We start from the raw sequence: 19914 nt of genomic DNA, 5'->3' as shown, positions 1-19914 counted from the left end.
ATTATATAGGAATAGGGGAGTTATGAGATGACGATAATCTTAAGGCAGGCTATGCAACATGAAGCAAAAGATCTGTTACAGCTCGTCGGAAAAGCTGGACTTCAGTCAGAAGGAATCAAAGACAGCATCGAAAATTATTTAGTCGTGGTAAACGACCAAGGTGAGACGATCGGTACAGTAGGTTTAGAGAGAATCGGAAACGATGGCTTGCTTCGGTCTTTCGTACTCAAGCAGAAATATTCTTCAGAGACGCTTCTTCTTAAACTCATCGATAAAATTTTGGTATACTCAAAAGATAAAGGAGTAGAAACCCTTTATGTACTTACGAAAGCTGTGCATATGTTCGAACAACTTTCGTTTAAAACAATTCCGAAAGACAAAGTGCCTCCACATATCGAGAGCGCTGATCATATAAAAAATAATGCAACATCAGGAGCAGAACTTTTAGCTTATGCACTGGATTAATGAGAGATTGTCAACAAGTTGTCCACAATTTACGACAAATTGTGTATAACTCTGTGGATATAAAAGTTTTGTTATCGACCTTTCCATATAAGGTTGACCTGAGTAATAGAAAGGATTTATCACATGAAATCATTCCAGACGGAACGCTGGCCTGTGGATAAAACAGAAAATCCGCTTAAAAATCATCCACATATTATTCAAGCTTCCTTGTGGATAAATAAGAATGAAGTAATAGCCATTCCGACAGAAACGGTTTATGGTTTGGCGGGGAACGCGAGAAGTGATGATGCGATCAAACGCATTTTTGAAGCAAAGGGAAGACCGAGTGATAATCCTTTGATTGTTCACATTTCAGATCTTTCTCAATTAGAAGGGCTTGTTTCTTCTGTTTCAAAGACCGCACAAAAATTAATGACCGCATTCTGGCCGGGTCCATTGACGATTGTGCTACCTAAAGGTGAAAACGTTAGTGAAAGAGTTACAGCAGGGTTATCCACAGTGGCGATAAGGATGCCGGACCATGAGATCGCTCTTGCTGTTATCGCTGCATCAAATGTTCCGCTTGCCGCACCAAGTGCTAACCTTTCAGGAAAACCAAGCCCCACTTCAGCTCAGCACGTTTATGAAGATTTGAAAGGCAGGATTCCGGGCATTGTGGATGGCGGTTCAACAGGTGTAGGCGTAGAATCAACAGTTGTTGAATGCACAGGTGAACTTGTCACGATTTTACGACCTGGCGGAATCACGTTAGAAGAGCTTGAAAAAGTAGTTGGTGCAGAGCGAGTCATTGTTGATCCGGGGTTGGAGAACGAGAAGCATGCGCCTAAATCGCCAGGGATGAAATATACACACTATGCACCTGACGCGCCGTTCGTTCTTGTGGATGGAAGTGTGGAATTTTTACAGAGACTTGTTGATCAAGAACGCGAAGCAGGAAAACGGATTGGAATTCTGACGACAGAAGAAAGAGCTAGCGTTTATAAAGCGGATTGTGTGATTCCAGCGGGAAATCGTTCTAACCCTGAAACCGTAGCTCAGCATCTATACGAAGCGTTACGCGCGTTTAACGAAGCGGGTGTCGATCAAATTTTCGGAGAGGTTTTCCCGAAAACTGGTGTTGGTGCTGCGATTATGAATAGATTGGAAAAATCGGCCGGTGGGAATGTCATAAAAGAATAGAATGAAGCTCTGATTCAACGTTTTTGGTTGAGTCAGGGCTTTTTTATTTTTAAAGAGTGCTGAAATTGGCTGTTTGATCTAGTATGCATTGAAAATTTTGTTAGTGGAAATCATAAAGTTAAATAATTTCACGGTAATCTATTATATTTTCACGGTAATTTAATATATATTCACGGATAGAGCCAATAATTTCACGGATAAAATTATTTAAACGATTTTCGACAAACAGAGGCTAGATCAAGCCTTCAAATACAAAAAATAAGCCTGCGTCTACTCAAGACACAGGCTTGTTTTTATCAATCGGAAGCAGGATGGAGAAGGTCGTTCCTTCATCAATCTTGCTGTTGATCAGTATTTTACCGTGGTGATTCTCTACGATCTTGTAACAGATCATGAGCCCAAGGCCGGTACCTTTTTCTTTTGTGGTATAAAAAGGTTCACCCAAAGTTGGCAAGCGTTCTTCTGAAATACCACAGCCGTGATCGATGAAAGAAGCGATCACATATCCGCCTTCTTTCTTTAAATGAATATGTACAGAGCCGCCTGTTGGCATCGCTTCGATCGCGTTTTTCAGCATGTTCACAAACACTTGCTTGATCTGATTGTCCACACACCATATTTCTGGCAGATCTGGTTCACTCTCGAAATAGATTTGAACATTTGTAAGAATCGCTTGTGTATCAAGAATCGAGATGACGTGTCGCAACAATTGGCGAAGATCGGTTTGTACAAAATTCATGGCTTGCGGCTTGGCAAGCAACATAAATTCTCCGACGATGCTGTTGATTCGATCGATCTCTGAGAGCATGATCTCGTAATAGTCCTCGTTCTCAGAGGCTCTTGACTGCAAAAGCTGCAAAAATCCGCGGATCGAAGTGAGCGGGTTGCGAATCTCGTGTGCTACACCAGCAGCAAGTTGACCGAGAACAGAGAGCTTGTCAGATTTTCTTAACATCTCTTCCGTCTTTTTTCGTTCGGTCAAGTCACGTGCTACGACAACGAACGAGTCAGGCTGATCTGAATCGTTTGCGATCGGGGTCGCGTTCGCTTCAAGGGTTACCCAGTGTCCATGTGCATGCTTGCATCGCACTTCGAACTTCACAGGCTTTTGAGTTTGAACCATCTCGTTCATCGCCATTCTCACTTTTGCCCGGTCATCTGAGTGGAAGAATCCTTGAATCTTTTTCCCATCATAAAGAGACGGATCAAAGCCGAGAAGAAGCCGGTTGGAAGGAGATACGTATTTAACGTTTCCTTCTAGGTCAACAACACCTACTAGGTCAGTCGTGTTCTCTGCGATGATTCGATACTTTTCTTCGCTTTCTTTTAATGCTTTTTCTTTTAGTTTTTTATCTGTGATATCTCTTGAGATCGCAGATAGTGCCACGACTTCACCGTTCTCGCCATAGATCGGACTTAAGGAAAGGCTTACATTTAGCCGTGTGCCAGACTTCGTTAATCGGATAGTTTCCACACCCTTTACATACCCGCCATGTTTGACGATGGTCATCAGTCTTTCAGATTCGGCTGCCTTATCCTCAGGAACAACGGGAAGGATATGTGAAGTCAGGTTCGTGAGCTCGTCTTGTGACCATCCGTATATAAATTCAAACGCCGGGTTCACTTTTACAGAGAAGTCTGTTAAGTGAACGACCGAGATCGCATCACTAGAATGATAGATAACAGATTCTAGAAGATCCTTAGTTTCACGTAGTTCTTTTTCCGCCTCTCTTTTTGCGGTTACATCTTTCGCGATACCGAAAACACCTAACACTTTATTCAGTACGATGATCGGAGTAAGGGTGAACATAATCTGGCGCGTTCCACCATTCTTTTGCTGTATACGAGTTTCGTACATTTTGGAATGCCCATTTAACGCATCCTTAAACTGATCGATGGCGGTTGCTCTCTGGTCAGGCATCATGAACGGATTAAACGTCATGTTCAAAAGTTCTGTCTCGCTATAACCGCTCAACGTTGCACACGATTTATTGACTGTCGTAAATTTGCCTTCAAGATCGAGCGAAAACAAGGCATCGATGTTATGGTCCATCAATGACCGGAAGCGCTGTTCACTCTCAGCAAGCTGAGTCTCAACAGACACTCTCTCTGTGAGATCCACACAAAATCCATAAACCTCAGAAACGGTTCCACCTTCATTATAGATAGGACCGATCGCAGCTAAAAAGGGAATGCCGTTCAGTTCGGATTCGTACGTAAGACTTTCTCCGTTCAGCGCTCTTTCGTACATTTCTTTTTTAAAGTCTGCAATTTCTTTAGGGAAGATGTCTTCTATTCTTTTTTGAATTACGTTTTCCCGTTTAAGGCCAAACAAGTCAAACAGTTCACCTTCGCTCTCGGTCATAATGAGGTTTTCATTATGTTTCATACATCGAAAAGTCATGCTTTTTTGGCGTGACAGGCCAGTTGGGAATGGCGACGATCGCCACATGTCTTTTTCATTTTCCGTAATGGCCGATGCGTTATGGACCATGCTTGTTCCTCTCCTTTACGTACAGATTCACTTCCTTTTATATACGATATAAATCACATTATCCCTTCCTCTAAAGCGGTAAAGAGTTCCATTTTTTCATCTTCTCAACAGCTTGTATGTTTTTTAGTCTTTTTAAAAGTAGACATGCATAGTCTGAAAGTATGATGGTTAAGGGAGTGGGAAGTATTTGGCAACCATGGGAGAATGGATGACACTGTTATTTATGTCAGTTGCGCTAGGTATGGACGCTTTTTCGATCGGGCTAGGGATGGGGATGTTATCACTTCGTATAAGACAAATTATGAAAATAGGAATTACGATAGGAATCTTTCATATGCTCATGCCTCTTGCCGGAATGACGCTCGGCAAACAGATCTCAGTTCATTTTGGTGGTATAGCTGCCATCATAGGTGGAATTCTCCTTGTCATACTGGGTGTTACGATGATTCGGTCCTCTTTCTCAAATGATGATGAACCGTTCGTACAGCCGATCGGCATCGGACTCTTCGTCTTTGCGCTCAGCGCTTCTTTAGATAGTTTTTCAGTGGGGTTATCACTAGGTATCTATGGAGCAAAAACCTGGCTCACGATTACGATGTTTGGTCTCATGAGCATGGTCTTAACGTGGGCTGGCTTGATCATGGGAAAAAAAGTACAGAAGTGGCTCGGCTCCTATGGTGAAGCGTTCGGCGGATGTATCCTGCTTGCTTTTGGGGTGAAGATCCTGTTTCCGTTCTAGAAAAACGCAGATGCTGCAAGAAAGAGTTGATTTCCGTTTCAGGTGCTCCCTTTCCGGGGGGCGTGCGGTGAGCCTATTAGCGCTTTGCGCTGTTAATAGTCTCACCTGTCCCGCGGATCCCCCAGGAGTCTCGCACCTTACTCTCCAATCAACTAGTCAATGAAGTCAGTGGTACTGGCAGACAAAAGAAGTAAGAAACTCTCTATATTTTTTATTCCATGATCCGATGATATACTTACTAGTAAGAGCGTTAACCTATAGAAAAATAGGGAAAGATAGAATATGAGGTGAATTCACCATGAATGTTTTATTTATTTGTACAGGCAATACGTGTCGCAGTCCGATGGCTGAAGCCATTTTACGCAAAAAAGGAAAAGGTAAGTTCAACGTTAAATCAGCTGGTGTATTTGCTGGAAACGGTGCCGTGATGAGTTCGAATGCAACACAAGCTCTTTCGGAAAGAAGTATTAAGGAAAGTCATCAGTCACAAGGCGTGTCCGATTATTTGATCGAGTGGGCTGACATTATTTTAACGATGACCGAGAGCCATAAACATGCGCTCGTCGGACGATGGCCAGATGCGGTGAATAAGACGTATACATTAAAAGAGTATGTTCTTGACGAAGATGAGCAGAAGAAGATTGAAGAGATCTATGAGCTCTATACAGAGATCGAGATGCTGAAGCTTCAATACATGTCCAAGGATTCTGCGGATGAAGAAGTTAGACAAGCGTTTGAAAGGGAAGTAAGGCCGCTCGTTGAAAGAAGGATGAAGTTAGAAAGTGAAGTACCTTCTCTAGACATTACAGATCCTTTCGGTGGACCGCTTCATCTTTATCAAGAAACAAGAGATGAGATTGAAGTCCTTATTGAAAAATTAATGAAAAAAGACGATAGCAAGAAGTAGTAAGACAAAATGAGGTAAGGCTGTCCTAAATTGCCTAGCAGTGACATTGAACGGGTAATCTGGAGAGCATATAATGAAAAAAAGTATGAGAGAGCAGGTGCACACAACATGAAAGTAGCAATTGGATCAGATCACGCCGGAGTTGAATTACGAAAAGAAATCATCAGCATGATTGAAGAGCTGGGTATGCAAGTGGAGGATGTCGGCTGTGAATGCGACACGTCTGTAGACTATCCAGACTATGCGATTCCTGTAGCAGAAAAAGTAGCCAAAGGTGAAGCTGATCGCGGAATTTTAATCTGCGGTACGGGCATTGGAATGAGCATTGCAGCGAACAAAGTTAAAGGAATCCGCTGTGCGCTTGTTCATGATCTATTCAGCGCAAAAGCTACAAGACAGCATAATGACAGCAATGTACTTGCAATGGGTGAACGTGTCATCGGGCCGGGTCTCGCACTCGAAATCGCTAAAGTATGGCTGACGACAGAATATGAAGGCGGACGTCACGGTCGCCGTGTAGATAAAATCTCTCAATATGAAGGCCAATAGCTAAAATGCTATAAACCCATAAAATGAAGGGAAGACCATCTCATGAGCGATGAGCTCCAACAAATTCAAGACCAAGTCCTGAATGTTTTGCAAGATCTGCAAAAGCATGCACAATTAAGACCGTCACAATTATTAGTAGTAGGCGCAAGCACGAGCGAAGTAATTGGTGAACGAATTGGCACATCAGGCACGATGGATACTGCTGGTGCACTTTACTCAGGTATCTTAGCGTTTCAAGAAGAAACTGGCGTAGCACTTGCCGTGCAATGCTGTGAACACTTGAACCGTGCGCTTGTCATCGAGCGCGAAGAAGCTGAACGACGAGGCTATGAAGAAGTGCGGGTCGTTCCAGCACGATCAGCTGGAGGTGCGTTGGCAACACACGCCTACCACCATATGAATGACCCCGTGATCGTTGAATATATAAAAGCCGACGCAGGCATCGACATCGGTGACACCTTTATCGGCATGCACTTGAAGCATGTTGCTGTGCCGGTTCGCAGTGAAGTGAAAAAGGTCGGAGCCGCACACGTGACGTTGGCGAAGACCCGTCCGAAGTTAATCGGCGGCGAACGTGCAGTGTATCCGAGTAAAGAAGACATACGTTGTTTTTAATTCGTAGAAAGCCCTCTTGGTGAGGGCTTTTTTCTCTTTTTATCGTGTGAACAGCTGCGTCGAAATATGACGAAATTTGTAGACTCGCCGCTTTATGACTAAATCTCGCCGTATTAATGAGATATTTCGCCGGAATAATGCCGAAACTCGCTGAATTATTGGCAAAATTTCTAGAATTATTACTTATGAATTTACTTTTTAAGCTTTAAGAAAGCTTGAATGTCTTCCAAGTTGCCTAGTTGTGTTCAATCTCGTAGTGAATCCACTCTGAATTGATGTTTTTTCCGCCCATCTTCTTATAAAGTGCTTGAGCAGACGTATTATCAATCGCTGTTTGCCAAGTCATGTACGCGTAGCCTTCCTTTTTCGTATATGCAAGAACATGCAGAAAAAGCTTCTCCCCTAAACCAGCACCACGAAAATCAGCATCCACAAAAAGATCGTTCAATATGGCGATTTTCTGCAACCGGGTCGTGCTGAACGAAAAGTATAGTGTTGCGAATCCTGCTAATCTGCCATCTTCTGTCTCAGCAACAAACTGAGTCCCTGCTTCATCTGAAGAAAGCAGATGCTTGATATGATCATCCAACTTTGATCCCTCAGGAGTTTTTCCTTTATAAAAATCAACAATGTAACGATGCATCAGACCCTTCAACTGTTCCAAATCATCTACTATAACAGGGCGAACTCTAAAACTAGCCATCGTTATCCATCTCCTCTAATCTGGTTTCCTTAACAAAGGAAGCATTCATTTTACATCTATATTAAGTGATTCTTTCTGGTCTGAATAGTATGATAAAAAAGGCGATGTAGAATCATGTGTTGTTATGGAAGGGCATACTAGAGCTGCTTCCTTTTTTATGTGAAAGGAGAAAGTGATCTTGAGGAATTATGCGATCGGAATAGATATTGGTACAACGAGTACGAAAGTTGTTCTTTTTGATGAAAAAGGGGCGGCTGTCGCTCATCACTCGAAAAATTACCCGTTGCTGTCGGAAGAGCCAGGGGCTGCCGAACAGAAGCCGGATGAAATTTATGAAGCAGTAAATGAATCGCTAAGAGAAACGGTGCGAAAAAGTGGAGATCTAGCAGATAGAATTGGTTTTATTTCTTTTAGCACAGCTATGCATTCTATGATTGCAGTGGACTCAGAAGGAACGCCACTAACGAACAGCATCACTTGGGCAGATATCCGGAGTGAACCGTACGTAGCAGCTTTTAAATCAGATTATAGTGAAACTGCGCTGGAACTTTATAAACGGACAGGTGTCCCTTTGCATCCGATGACACCACTTTTTAAATTGCAGTGGTTAAAAAACGAACATCCCGATATTTTTCAAAGGGCAGAAAAGTTTGTTGGCATTAAAGATTACATACTGTTTCGCTGGTTTGGGGAGTGGCAGACGGATCATGCATCGGCTGCGGCAACAGGTCTTTGGAACATGCATACTAAAAAGTGGGATGAAGAAGGGCTGCAACTTGCAGATGTCACATCAGAAAAACTTCCGAACCTTCAGCCGACCACCTTTTACTGGGAAGAGCTGTCTGACGTTCTAGCGAAGAAATCAGGGCTTGATTCCTCTGTAAAAGTGGTGATTGGTGCAACGGATGGCCCGTTGTCTAACCTTGGTGTCGGCGCGATCTCACCTGGAGATATTGCGGTAACGATCGGAACAAGCGGTGCGATTCGAACCACTTCAGCGATACCGATCCTAGATACAGATGGCCGCACATTCTGTTACCCTCTTACAGAAAATCATTGGGTGTCAGGTGGACCGGTCAACAATGGAGGTATCGCGTTTCAATGGATTCATGATACTTTGCAAAAAGAGGAAGAAAGTGCGGCTTATGAAAAGCTGTCTAGAGATGCTGAACAGATTCAGCCGGGTTCAGAAGGTTTAATATTCCTTCCTTATCTAACCGGAGAACGAGCGCCATTGTGGGATGCACAGGCAAAAGCATCGTTTATTGGTCTAACACTTCGACATAATCACAATCATATGGTGCGCGCGGTGCTCGAAGGAGCGATTCTTAACCTGTTTAGTGTTTACTCTCTCATCAAGAGTCAAGTAGGAAACAGGGAAGTGAAGATTTTTGCAACTGGAGGCTTTACGAACTCGCTTCTTTGGAAACAGATCTTAGCAGATATTTTTCAAACGAAAGTGAGTATACCTGAACATACGGAGAGTTCATGCTTAGGTGCGGTCTTGCTCGGTCGATACGCGATCGGTGAAACAGATACGCTAGAAGAAGCGCCTGTTGAGACGAAACAGTACGAAGAAATCATGCCTAATCCTGATTATCAGACAATCTACGAAGAACTGTTTCACCTTTATCAGTCTCTATCAGACACGATGCAGACGCAATACAAAGCCCTTCACGATTTTCAAAATAAACATAAAAAAGAGAGCGGGAAATGATTCCGCTCTTTGTTTCTTAGTTGATATATGTGGCGTTGATCAGCGGAAGACCAGTCTTAGCATCCTTACCGGTCTTTACGTTACCGAATACTGTGACCTCGGTACCTTTTTCATAGCCGCTTCCCATTGTAAAGTTCATCACTCTAAACTTAGTTTCTCCAACTTGTAACTCAAAGCTTGAGCCCATTCCTTTTTCGTTATCCGTTAAAACTTTTCCAGTTGCCTTAACGATTTTTTCTTCGTACGCTTTTGGATCTGCTTCAAGCGCTTTTGGATCTAATTGAACGGCTTTTTCTTCCATGTTCTTAATGATCTCAGCTTGTTGACCAGCCAGATCATCTGTTGTGTTTTGATCTTCGTTATCTGTTTTTTCTACTTTCTCCTTTGCTTCAGGCTTTGCTTTTTCCTCGCTGCAGCCAGCCAAAGCTAGTACAAGAATAAGGAGACTCGCTCCAAACCACTTTTTTATCATGTTGTTAACACCCCTTATAAATAGCTCTCTCTCTATTATGTATCATCATACCATGTTCATCCCTTTTAAATAAAATGAATTTTCACACTTGTGCATTTCCTCTTACAACTTATAGTCGTAACGTGTAAGATAGAGGGGTATGTTACAATCATAATCAATTTTTCACATAAGGTAAGGGGGAAGCGAAATTGAACCATTTGAAAACAGCTGATCAAGAAGTCTACCAATCCATCATGGATGAATTGCACCGCCAGCGTACGAAAATCGAATTGATTGCTTCTGAAAACTTTGTAAGTCAAGCCGTAATGGAAGCTCAAGGCTCTGTACTTACGAATAAATATGCAGAAGGCTACCCGTCCAAACGCTATTATGGCGGATGTGAACACGTGGATGTAGTTGAAAACCTAGCGAGAGACCGCGCGAAGAAAATCTTCGGTGCTGAGCACGCTAACGTTCAACCTCACTCAGGTGCACAAGCAAACATGGCTGTATACTTTACAATCCTCGAGCAAGGCGACACCGTTCTGGGTATGAACCTTTCTCATGGCGGTCACTTAACACATGGAAGTGCCGTTAACTTTTCTGGTATTCAATATAACTTTGTGGAATATGGCGTAGATGCAGAGAAGAATGTTATTGATTATGAAGATGTTCGTCAAAAAGCACTAGAGCACCGTCCAAAGCTGATCGTAGCTGGAGCGAGCGCGTATCCGCGTGCGATTGATTTTGCTAAGTTCCGCGAGATCGCTGATGAAGTTGAAGCTTACCTAATGGTAGATATGGCCCACATCGCTGGACTTGTTGCAACAGGCCTTCACCAAAATCCAGTTCCTTATGCAGATTTTGTAACAACCACTACACATAAAACACTTCGCGGCCCTCGTGGCGGTATGATTCTTTGTAAAGAAGAATTCGCGAAAAAAATTGATAAATCAATCTTCCCAGGCATCCAAGGCGGTCCTTTGATGCACGTTATCGCAGCAAAAGCGGTATCCTTCGGGGAAGTATTAACAGATGAGTTCAAAAGCTACGCAAAGCAGATCGTGAAGAACGCGAAACGCTTAGCGGAGTCTTTGAAAAAAGAAGGCATCACTCTTGTTTCTGAAGGTACCGACAATCACTTGATTCTGATCAATGTGAGTGAACTTGCGTTAACAGGAAAAGTGGCTGAAAAAGCATTAGATGATATCGGAATCACTGTAAACAAGAACACGATTCCGTTTGATAAAGAAAGTCCGTTCGTAACGAGCGGTATCCGTATCGGGACTGCAGCGGTAACATCACGCGGCTTTGTTGAAGAAGATATGGACGAGATCGCTTCGATCATGGCGTCCGTGTTAAAAAATATCGAGGACGAATCGGTGTTGAAAGATGCGGAAGCGCGTGTTGAGAAGCTAGCTGGGAAGTATAAGTTGTACGAATAAAATAAAATTTTAGAGCTCCTTTAGCCAGCTGGCTAGAGGAGCTTTTTTATACCGATTTAGACGATAGACAATCACATTTTTCAAAGGTTCGACAAAATAACAAAAACTTTTTTTAAAAAAAGTGATCCAAATAAAAACTCTCTCCGTTAGCTAAGTGTAAAAAACAAAAAAGGAGAGATTCCAAATGAAAATGAAAAAAGCACTCTTAGCAGTACCGTTAAGTGTTTCTCTATTAATACCTACATTCTCAGTGGCCAATGCACATGGTCATGAAAGTCACAGCAAAGGCCATATGTCTGCCGAAGTTTCAAATCCAGCCATTGATCTTCGTGCTTCATTGGATACTCTACTTTCAGAGCATGCATTCCTAGCTGTAGTAGCTATGCAAAAAGGAATTGACGGAAAAGAAGACTTTGAAGCAGCAGCAGGGCAGCTGAACCAAAATACAGAAGCTCTATCAAAAGCGGTAGGATCTGTTTATGGAGAAGAAGCTGGAAATCAATTTAAAGAAATCTGGAGCAGCCACATCGGCTATTTCGTAGATTATGTAACAGCAACAGCTGAAAACAACGAGGAAGGAAGAAAGCAAGCATTAGCGGAATTGGATAAGTACCGTGTAACGCAAGCGGATTTCCTTGATAAGGCAACTGAAGGCCGATTAAAAGCGAAAGATCTAGAAGAAGGGTTGAAAGTACACATCGATCAACTGATCTGGGCGTTTGAAAGCTACAGAACAGGGGATTACGACAAAGCGTATGACAACATTTCTGAAGCGATGCATCACATGTTCATGACAGGTAAAGGTCTTTCATGGGCGATCACAGATCAGTTCCCTGACAAGTTTGAAAACAAATCAGTAGATACACCTGCAGCTGATCTTCGTGCTGACTTGAACAGTGTATTCTCAGCACACGCAGCGTTGGCGGCATTAACGATGCAAAAAGGAATTGATGGTGCCAAAGACTTTGAAGCAGCGGCAGCTGAACTGAGCGAAAATACAGATGACATCACAGCAGCAGTAGAATCTGTATATGGTGCAGAAGGAGCAGCGCAGTTTAAAGAAATCTGGAGCAGCCATATCGGTTACTTCGTTGACTATGTAACAGCAACTGCAGAAAAGAATGAAGATGGCAAAAAGCAAGCGATCGCTGAACTTGATGAGTATCGAATGGAACAAGCGAAATTCTTAGATACGGCTACAGAAGGACGCCTAAAAGCAGCTGACTTAGAAGAAGGATTAAAAGTACACATCGATCAATTACTAGCTGCTTTTAACAGCTATACAGGAAAAGATTATCCAGCAGCTTACAAGAACATCTCTGAAGCTTATGCTCACATGTTCGGAGTAGGACAATCTTTATCTGGTGCGATCGTTGATCAATTCCCAGACAAGTTTGCAGGCCAAAAGCCATCTGATATGCCGAAAACAGGTATGGGCGGAATGAGCCAAACATCAAATGACGCTATCCTTTGGAGCTTGTTCGGATTGATCTTAGCTTCTGCTACAACAGCGATGATTCTTCGTAAAAAAGCTTCAAACAACTAATAAGGTAAAAAGTGGAGGGCCTACGTGTCCTCCATCTTTTCTATCTGCAAGAGATGGAAAGGAGGTTTTTATGATGAAAAAACAATTAGCTGGTATATTGCTCGCTGTCCTGATGATAAGTGGCTGTTCAAATGGCCAAGGGGATGGCGGAAGTGAAGCTGCCAATAAACCTGCTGAAGCCGTGAAAAAGCAAGAACGGAAAGAGGAATTGGCCTCTTCATCAACTGAGCTAACACCGCCTGAAGGATTGAAACTAAAAGCAGATATGGAAGGAGTTACACCTTCCACCATCGAAATTCCAGCACTGGATATCAACACAACCATCGAAAAAGTCGGCAGGCTTAAAAATGGTCAGATGGGTGTTCCTGAAGGAATGGATACCGTTGGCTGGTTTGAAGACGGTGCAAAGCCTGGGTCCCCAGGGAACGCTGTCATGGCAGGTCATGTAGACAGCAAAACAGGTCCAGCTGTATTTTATAAGCTAGAAGACCTTGAAAAAGGCGATGAAGTGATCGTTAAAGACAAAGACGGCAAAACGCTCAAATTTGAAGTAACAGGAAAAGAAAAATACGACAGAAAAACAGCTCCTGTCGATAAAATATTCGACTATTCGTATGGCAGCAAGCTGAACTTGATCACATGTACCGGTAACTTTAATCGAGATGAAGGCACACATGAAGAAAGGTTGGTTATTTATACCGAGTTGAAAGCGGATGAGTAAGAAAATTTTATCATTATTTGAAAGCATCCATTCGGTCGAGTGGGTGTTTTTTGTTGTGCGGAGATAATGAGTGGACAGTATTTATGGCGAAGTGGACAGTAAATGGTGAAAAGTGGACAGTATTATTACGGAAGTGGACAGTAAATTTCGAAAAGCCGACAGTATTATTGAAGAACTGGACAGTAAATTCAATTTCGGCTCCACTAAGCTAGGATAAACATAAAGTTTTTCAGGATTTCACCTTTAGATTCAGGGAATAGTAGTAGAAGAGTTTATATGTAAAATTTGGAGGCATAAAACTAGCTCTTCTGTGCTGATTTCCCTTGAAGTGAAGGTTGTTTTTCTGTACAATGCTAGAGATGCTTTTTGAACGAAAATAAATGTTACATAAGGAGAGGTGCTTAAAACATGAGTGAGGTATATGTCCTTGATCATCCGTTAATTCAGCATAAATTAACATACATCCGAGACGAACGTACGGGTACGAAAGAATTTCGTGAGCTTGTTGATGAAGTAGCGGGGCTTATGGCTTTTGAAATTACACGTGATCTTCCATTGCAAGAGGTAACGGTGAAAACGCCGGTTGCTGAAGCAACTATGAAAACGATCGCTGGGAAAAAATTAGGGCTAGTACCGATCCTTCGTGCAGGGCTTGGAATGGTAGACGGAATCCTTAAACTCATTCCAGCAGCAAAAGTTGGACATGTTGGACTTTACCGTGATCCTGAAACATTAACACCGATCGAATACTATGTGAAGCTTCCTTCTGACGTAGAAGAGCGTGATTTTATCGTGATCGATCCGATGCTTGCTACAGGCGGATCTGCAGCAGCAGCGATTGAATCAATCAAAAAACGCGGCGCGAAAAACATTAAGCTGATGTGTTTAGTAGCAGCTCCAGAAGGTATTAAAGTAATTCAAGACGAGCACCCAGATGTTGATATTTTCTTAGCAGCACTTGATGAAAAATTAAACGACCATGGCTACATCGTTCCAGGTCTAGGCGACGCTGGAGACCGTTTATTCGGAACTAAATAAGCAGTAGATAAAAAAACTGACTTGATCGCGGGTGAAAACCCTCTTTCGGGGCAGTTTTTTTGTTCGTAAAAAGGACTAAATCTTCGTTGTGAGCGAAAAGCAGGTAAACGTGAGCGAAAACCAGACTTCATTGAGCGAAACGGAGATCAAACTGAGCGAAAACTCTGCTCAACCGAGCGAAACCCATGGTCTAGTGCGCGAACGTGTAATAAATAAAAGAACACGTACCGTAAAACCGAAAAAGAAGGCTGACATTCGTCAGCCCGCACTTAACGTTTATTTAATTCATTTCCTCGAACTTCATATCAATAAGCTTGTTGTCATCATGCATTACGCCAACTTTTACAAGATGCTTCTTATCTTGTTGATACACCGTGAAGTCAAAATAATCGGAGATCGTGCCGTCAGGACTGATGTTCCGCGTATCGTACTGATAATCACTTACTCTGCTGTTCGGATATTTTTTCCTCGTTTCAGCGAGAGCCATCTTGCCCCATTTTGCATAGTCTTTTTGTGTCACAGATGAATTTAAATCTTCTGACGGGGTCTGGTCGTTATACTGAACATTTAGTGGTTTTGTACGATCGTTTTCCACATTATTTCTCATATCTGTAGATTCTTCTGAAGGCTTTTTGTCATTGTTCATGCAGCCGCCAGCTACCAAAATTCCGGTCAACGCAAAGAAAATAAATATTTTTTGTTTCATGTCGAACAAGCTCCTTCCATATATTTAATGTAAGTATTTATCAAATGGGGTGATTTATTCAGGAATATGGAAAGTGCAGGCAGAAGTAGTAAACAAAGTGAATAATAAACCATTGAAACAAGCCACAAAATTTCCACAATTTATTTAATAAACCGTCCCGTAAGTCGTTGACATAGAAATGTCACTATTGTATTCTTACAAAGGGAATATGGTAAGGTTTACATTCTTGTGTTTACAAGGGTTTTCAAGAAAATTATTACCAAATTTCCAGAAGGAAGGAGTCCATACGATATGAGCAACGGGAAACGCCCTTATAAAGCGATGGCTTTAATGTCTGGCATTCTTTCTCAGCTTGTTGGATGTATCTTAGTTGGACTTTTTGGAGGGAAATGGCTGGACGAGAAAGTCGGCAATGAATTTCCAATCTTCCTTATCATCGGGTTGTTTCTAGGTCTTGGAACAGGTGTTTACGGGATGATCCGCTTAATATCGAAGTTTTCAGGGGACGGGCAATGATGAATGAGTACAAATCGGTGTTTTTCAAATACATAAAGTACACATTATATCTTCTCTCTCTTTTTTTCGTCGGTTATGCTGTCACTCCTTACAAAGCTATCTTTTTAGGACTAGCTCTAGGAACTGTGTTTAGTTTCTACAATCTTTGGAGCATGTATTCAAAGATCGACCGCATGGGACAAGCAGTGATTCAGCAGAAAAGAGTGAAAACACTCGGTTCACTTTCAAGGCTCCTCTTTGCAGGGTTAGCGGTGCTCATCGCGATGAAATACCCGGAACATTTTCATTTATTAAGTGTGGTAGTGGGATTGATGTCAGTCTACATTATCATGTTAATAGATTCACTAACTCAAGTTACACGTACTCCAAAGGAAAAGAGGTGAACATAGGTGGAACATGGTGCAGTTACAAGAGATTTTCTAGGTTTGACATTTAACCTGTCAAACGTACTGATGATCACAGTTTCATCCGTTATTGTTTTCCTTATTGCGGTACTCGCTACTCGAACCCTGTCAATGCGACCAGGAGGAATGCAAAACTTCCTTGAATGGGTAGTCGATTTCGTAAAAGGAATCATCAACAGCACAATGGATTGGCATACGGGCGGACGCTTTTTAGCTTTAGGACTTACATTAATCATGTATATTTTCGTTGCCAACATGCTGGGATTACCTTTTGCAGTAGTAGTCGACCATAATCTATGGTGGAAATCCCCTACTGCAGACCCAACTATTACCTTGACTCTAGCAGTTATGGTAGTGGCGCTATCACACTATTACGGTGTGAGAATGAAAGGGGTCAAGGAATATGGAGCTGAATTCTTCAAGCCGATGAAGTTCTTGTTCCCACTAAAGATTATTGAAGAGTTTGCGAACACATTAACGCTTGGTCTTCGTCTTTACGGTAACATCTTCGCAGGTGAGATGCTTTTAGGTCTATTGGTAGGTTTGACTAAGATGGGTATTTTTGCTGGCGTACTTGGAATCTTCCCACTAATCGTGTGGCAAGGCTTCTCGGTATTCGTTGGTGCAATCCAAGCATTTATCTTCACGATGCTAACAATGGTTTACTTGGCACATAAAGTAAGTCACGATCACTAATCTTTAGGAAATATCAAGCTTCTATAAAAAGAAGCCCATTTTCATAAAAACTTTAAGGGAATTTAGAAGGGAGAAATTTTATCATGAATCTTATTGCAGCTGCAATCGCGGTAGGTCTAGCGGCACTTGGTGCTGGTATTGGTAACGGTTTAATCGTAGGACGTACAGTTGAGGGGATCGCTCGTCAACCAGAACTACGTGGTACTCTTCAAACAACAATGTTCATCGGGGTTGCATTAGTTGAGGCACTTCCAATCATCGGTGTGGTTATCGCGTTCATCGCGCTTGGTTCTTAATCCTTAAAACAACCACTGTTTATTACGATTTCTATAATGGCGAAGCAAGTTTCCGTAAAGGGACTACCCTTCGCCATTCCTTATGTATGATTGATTGAAGGGAGGAAATGGTGTGCAAAACTTAATTCTAGGTGCTGCTGCAGGTGGAGGCCTGAACACAGGTGATATCCTTTACCAATTAGCTGCATTTTTAATCCTACTAGTATTATTGCGTAAATTCGCATGGGGCCCTTTAATGGGAATCATGAAGGAGCGCCAATCACATATCAACAGCGAAATTGATGCGGCTGAAAAATCCCGTCAAGAAGCTAAAAGCTATCTTGAGACTCAAGTTGCTGAGTTAAAGAAAGCGAAAGAAGAAGCAAAGTCTATTATCGACAATGCTAAAAAGCAAGGCGAAGCACAAGGTGAAGCAATCATTAAAGCATCTCGTGATGAAGCTGAGCGTGTAAAAGAAGCTGCATTAGCTGAGATCGCTTCTGAAAAAGAAAAAGCAGTTGCTACACTTCGTCAAGAAGTTGCTGCTCTATCCGTTAAGATCGCTTCTAAAGTTATTGCAAAAGAACTTGATGAGAGCTCTCAGGAGAAGCTTATTAACGAATACCTTCAAGAGGTAGGCGAGTCTCGATGAGCAAAGATCAAGCAATCGTAGCAAAACGTTATGCATTAGCACTTTTTGAAGTAGTTGGTGTTACGAAACTTGAAGATACAGTTTCAGAATTGCGTCTTGTGAAGAGCGTACTGGAGCTCAACAAAGAGCTTCAAAAAGTTTTATCACATCCAAAAGTATCAAAAGATCAAAAGAAAGCTTTGATCAAAGAGAGCGTTGGAGCTGAACTTTCTACAGCTGTAATGAACACGATCTATCTGATGGTAGACCGTAACCGTTACACATACATCACAGAGATGGCAGCGCAGTTCATTGAATTAGCAAATGAAGCACAAGGCATTGCCGACGCAAATGTATATTCTGTACGTCCTTTATCAGACTCAGAGATACAGAAGTTGGAGCAAACGTTTGCTGCCCGAGTCGGCAAAAGAGCGTTGCGCATTAATAATATTGTAGATTCTTCTCTTGTTGGAGGAATTAAGATCCGCATTGGCAACCGTATTTTTGACGGAAGCATCAGCGGAAAGTTGAATCGAATGGAACGTCAATTAGCTTCTAACGGAAGCTGAGAGGATAGGGGTGAAATTCATGAGCATTAAAGCTGAAGAAATCAGTGCTTTAATTAAAAAACAGATTGAAAACTATCAATCTGAGATCGAAGTTAATGATGTGGGTACAGTTATCCAGGTCGGTGACGGTATTGCCCGTGCCCATGGATTAGATAACGTTATGGCTGGTGAGCTAGTTGAATTTTCTAACGGTGTAATGGGTATGGCCCAAAACCTTGAAGAAAACAACGTAGGTATCATCATTCTTGGGCCATACCAAGAAATTCGTGAAGGTGACGAAGTAAAACGTACAGGACGTATCATGGAAGTTCCTGTAGGTGAAGAGCTTCTTGGCCGTGTAGTTAATCCTCTTGGACAGCCTATCGATGGCAAAGGTCCGATTGCTACTACAAAAACACGTCCTATCGAGCAAAAAGCTCCAGGCGTAATGGCTCGTAAATCCGTACATGAGCCGCTTCAAACAGGTATTAAAGCGATTGACGCACTTGTGCCAATCGGACGCGGACAACGTGAGCTTATCATCGGTGACCGTCAAACAGGTAAAACTGCTGTAGCGATCGATACGATCCTTAACCAAAAAGATCAAGATATGATCTGTATCTATGTAGCGATCGGTCAAAAAGAATCAACAGTTGCAGGCGTTGTAGAAACACTTCGTGCACACGGAGCGCTTGATTACACAATCGTTGTATCAGCATCAGCTTCTCAACCCGCACCAATGTTGTTCCTAGCTCCTTATGCTGGGGTATCTATGGCTGAAGAATTCATGTGGGCTGGCAAGCACGTATTGATCATCTATGATGACCTTTCTAAGCAAGCTGCTGCATACCGTGAGCTTTCCTTGCTACTTCGTCGTCCTCCAGGCCGCGAAGCTTACCCAGGGGACGTATTCTATCTTCACTCTCGCTTGTTAGAGCGTGCAGCGAAGTTGAATGACGAACTAGGTGGCGGATCGATCACAGCGCTTCCGTTCATTGAAACGCAAGCATCTGACGTATCTGCTTATATTCCAACAAACGTTATCTCTATCACAGACGGACAGATCTTCTTACAATCTGACTTGTTCTTCTCCGGAGTTCGTCCGGCGATCAACGCAGGTATCTCCGTTTCTCGTGTAGGGGGAGCAGCTCAGATCAAAGCGATGAGCAAAGTATCTGGTACACTTCGTCTAGATCTTGCTTCATACCGCGAACTAGAAGCATTCGCTCAGTTCGGATCTGACCTTGATAAAGCGACTCAAGCAAAACTTAACCGTGGTGCACGTACAGTTGAAGTACTTAAGCAAGGACTTCACAAGCCACTAAAAGTTGAGCACCAAGTTGCAATCCTTTATGCATTGACTCGTGGTTACATCGATGATGTAGCTGTTGAAGATGTAAACCGCTTTGAAGAAGCGCTTTACGCTCACATGGAAGCTAACTCTAAAGACGTTCTTGATGCAATCAAAACGACTGGTAAACTTCCTGAAGGTGACAGCCTAGACGAAGCGATCAAAGCATTCAAAAAGACATTCGCGTAAGAAGTTTTATAGATAAGAGACCCAAAAGC

The 19914-nt window shown here is 42.5% G+C and carries 22 protein-coding genes; 18 read left to right on the top strand and 4 right to left on the bottom strand.

Going from position 1 to position 19914, the window contains the following annotated elements:
- Positions 1 to 27 precede the first annotated feature (27 nt).
- Complete coding sequence (locus tag ACOZ9X_RS17620; protein ID WP_423419334.1) at positions 28 to 465, top strand: hypothetical protein; 438 nt, start codon at positions 28 to 30, stop codon at positions 463 to 465.
- A 123-nt stretch (positions 466 to 588) separates the two neighbouring features.
- Positions 589 to 1644, top strand: coding sequence for an L-threonylcarbamoyladenylate synthase (locus ACOZ9X_RS17615; RefSeq protein WP_423419333.1), 1056 nt, complete (start codon positions 589 to 591; stop codon positions 1642 to 1644).
- Between the two features lie 274 nt (positions 1645 to 1918).
- Here ACOZ9X_RS17615 and ACOZ9X_RS17610 read toward each other — a convergent pair whose 3' ends face one another.
- Complete coding sequence (locus ACOZ9X_RS17610) at positions 1919 to 4138, bottom strand: PAS domain S-box protein (protein WP_423419332.1); 2220 nt, start codon at positions 4136 to 4138, stop codon at positions 1919 to 1921.
- 196 nt (positions 4139 to 4334) lie between these two features.
- Here ACOZ9X_RS17610 and ACOZ9X_RS17605 point away from each other — a divergent pair, with 196 nt between their 5' ends.
- The 4 genes from ACOZ9X_RS17605 to ACOZ9X_RS17590 all read left to right on the top strand — a co-directional run bounded on the left by ACOZ9X_RS17605 (position 4335) and on the right by ACOZ9X_RS17590 (position 6948).
- Positions 4335 to 4877 (top strand): manganese efflux pump MntP family protein, encoded by a 543-nt coding sequence (locus ACOZ9X_RS17605; RefSeq protein ID WP_260858738.1) that lies wholly within the window; start codon positions 4335 to 4337, stop codon positions 4875 to 4877.
- Positions 4878 to 5175: 298 nt separating this feature from the next.
- Complete coding sequence (locus ACOZ9X_RS17600) at positions 5176 to 5784, top strand: low molecular weight protein arginine phosphatase (RefSeq protein WP_423419331.1); 609 nt, start codon at positions 5176 to 5178, stop codon at positions 5782 to 5784.
- Between the two features lie 108 nt (positions 5785 to 5892).
- A complete protein-coding gene (gene rpiB, locus ACOZ9X_RS17595) occupies positions 5893 to 6333 on the top strand; it encodes a ribose 5-phosphate isomerase B (RefSeq protein ID WP_423419330.1) in 441 nt (146 codons plus the stop codon).
- A 42-nt stretch (positions 6334 to 6375) separates the two neighbouring features.
- Positions 6376 to 6948: a TIGR01440 family protein gene (locus ACOZ9X_RS17590; RefSeq protein WP_423419329.1), complete on the top strand. Its 573-nt coding sequence runs from the start codon at positions 6376 to 6378 to the stop codon at positions 6946 to 6948.
- Positions 6949 to 7183: 235 nt separating this feature from the next.
- Here ACOZ9X_RS17590 and ACOZ9X_RS17585 read toward each other — a convergent pair whose 3' ends face one another.
- Positions 7184 to 7651 carry a GNAT family N-acetyltransferase gene (locus ACOZ9X_RS17585; protein WP_423419328.1) on the bottom strand — a complete coding sequence of 156 codons (468 nt, stop codon included), beginning with the start codon at positions 7649 to 7651 and terminating at the stop codon, positions 7184 to 7186.
- A gap of 172 nt (positions 7652 to 7823) precedes the next feature.
- Here ACOZ9X_RS17585 and ACOZ9X_RS17580 point away from each other — a divergent pair, with 172 nt between their 5' ends.
- Complete coding sequence (locus tag ACOZ9X_RS17580) at positions 7824 to 9368, top strand: gluconokinase (protein ID WP_425590825.1); 1545 nt, start codon at positions 7824 to 7826, stop codon at positions 9366 to 9368.
- Between the two features lie 16 nt (positions 9369 to 9384).
- Here the strand turns inward: ACOZ9X_RS17580 and ACOZ9X_RS17575 are convergent, their stop codons facing one another.
- Positions 9385 to 9840, bottom strand: a complete 456-nt coding sequence (locus ACOZ9X_RS17575) for a hypothetical protein (RefSeq protein ID WP_423419326.1) — start codon at positions 9838 to 9840, stop codon at positions 9385 to 9387.
- Positions 9841 to 10028: 188 nt separating this feature from the next.
- On the opposite strand from ACOZ9X_RS17575, the gene glyA reads away from it, so the two are divergent.
- The 4 genes from glyA to upp all read left to right on the top strand — a co-directional run bounded on the left by glyA (position 10029) and on the right by upp (position 14569).
- Positions 10029 to 11264 carry a serine hydroxymethyltransferase gene (glyA, locus tag ACOZ9X_RS17570; protein ID WP_423419325.1) on the top strand — a complete coding sequence of 412 codons (1236 nt, stop codon included), beginning with the start codon at positions 10029 to 10031 and terminating at the stop codon, positions 11262 to 11264.
- 184 nt (positions 11265 to 11448) lie between these two features.
- Positions 11449 to 12810, top strand: a complete 1362-nt coding sequence (locus ACOZ9X_RS17565) for a copper amine oxidase (protein ID WP_423419324.1) — start codon at positions 11449 to 11451, stop codon at positions 12808 to 12810.
- A gap of 70 nt (positions 12811 to 12880) precedes the next feature.
- Positions 12881 to 13531 carry a class F sortase gene (locus tag ACOZ9X_RS17560; protein WP_423419323.1) on the top strand — a complete coding sequence of 217 codons (651 nt, stop codon included), beginning with the start codon at positions 12881 to 12883 and terminating at the stop codon, positions 13529 to 13531.
- A gap of 408 nt (positions 13532 to 13939) precedes the next feature.
- On the top strand, positions 13940 to 14569 hold the full coding sequence (gene upp / locus ACOZ9X_RS17555) for a uracil phosphoribosyltransferase (protein WP_137791119.1): 630 nt from the start codon (positions 13940 to 13942) through the stop codon (positions 14567 to 14569).
- 280 nt (positions 14570 to 14849) lie between these two features.
- Here the strand turns inward: upp and ACOZ9X_RS17550 are convergent, their stop codons facing one another.
- Entirely contained in the window at positions 14850 to 15275 is a 426-nt protein-coding gene (locus ACOZ9X_RS17550) for a DUF3889 domain-containing protein (RefSeq protein ID WP_423419322.1), read from the bottom strand.
- A gap of 291 nt (positions 15276 to 15566) precedes the next feature.
- On the opposite strand from ACOZ9X_RS17550, the gene ACOZ9X_RS17545 reads away from it, so the two are divergent.
- From ACOZ9X_RS17545 to atpA, 7 genes are all read left to right on the top strand, one after another.
- Positions 15567 to 15791, top strand: a complete 225-nt coding sequence (locus tag ACOZ9X_RS17545) for an AtpZ/AtpI family protein (protein ID WP_066244770.1) — start codon at positions 15567 to 15569, stop codon at positions 15789 to 15791.
- Positions 15788 to 16174: an ATP synthase subunit I gene (locus tag ACOZ9X_RS17540; RefSeq protein ID WP_423419321.1), complete on the top strand. Its 387-nt coding sequence runs from the start codon at positions 15788 to 15790 to the stop codon at positions 16172 to 16174. Before ACOZ9X_RS17545 ends, ACOZ9X_RS17540 begins: the two co-directional genes overlap by 4 nt.
- A 6-nt stretch (positions 16175 to 16180) precedes the next feature.
- The gene (gene atpB, locus ACOZ9X_RS17535) at positions 16181 to 16891 is read left to right on the top strand and encodes a F0F1 ATP synthase subunit A (protein ID WP_066398943.1); all 711 of its coding nucleotides are present in this window, start codon (positions 16181 to 16183) and stop codon (positions 16889 to 16891) included.
- Positions 16892 to 16974: 83 nt separating this feature from the next.
- Entirely contained in the window at positions 16975 to 17187 is a 213-nt protein-coding gene (gene atpE / locus ACOZ9X_RS17530; RefSeq protein ID WP_066244772.1) for a F0F1 ATP synthase subunit C, read from the top strand.
- 112 nt (positions 17188 to 17299) lie between these two features.
- Entirely contained in the window at positions 17300 to 17818 is a 519-nt protein-coding gene (atpF, locus tag ACOZ9X_RS17525; RefSeq protein ID WP_144696913.1) for a F0F1 ATP synthase subunit B, read from the top strand.
- Entirely contained in the window at positions 17815 to 18366 is a 552-nt protein-coding gene (locus ACOZ9X_RS17520; protein WP_423419320.1) for a F0F1 ATP synthase subunit delta, read from the top strand. Before atpF ends, ACOZ9X_RS17520 begins: the two co-directional genes overlap by 4 nt.
- Positions 18367 to 18385: 19 nt before the next feature.
- On the top strand, positions 18386 to 19885 hold the full coding sequence (gene atpA / locus ACOZ9X_RS17515; protein ID WP_066398939.1) for a F0F1 ATP synthase subunit alpha: 1500 nt from the start codon (positions 18386 to 18388) through the stop codon (positions 19883 to 19885).
- Positions 19886 to 19914: the final 29 nt, after the last annotated feature.

This window comes from Fictibacillus nanhaiensis (assembly GCF_049537595.1).
Taxonomy (GTDB): Bacteria; Bacillota; Bacilli; order Bacillales; family Fictibacillaceae; genus Fictibacillus; species Fictibacillus nanhaiensis_F.
Note: the sequence above shows the minus strand (reverse complement) of the source record. Positions and strands in the feature narration are given on the sequence as shown.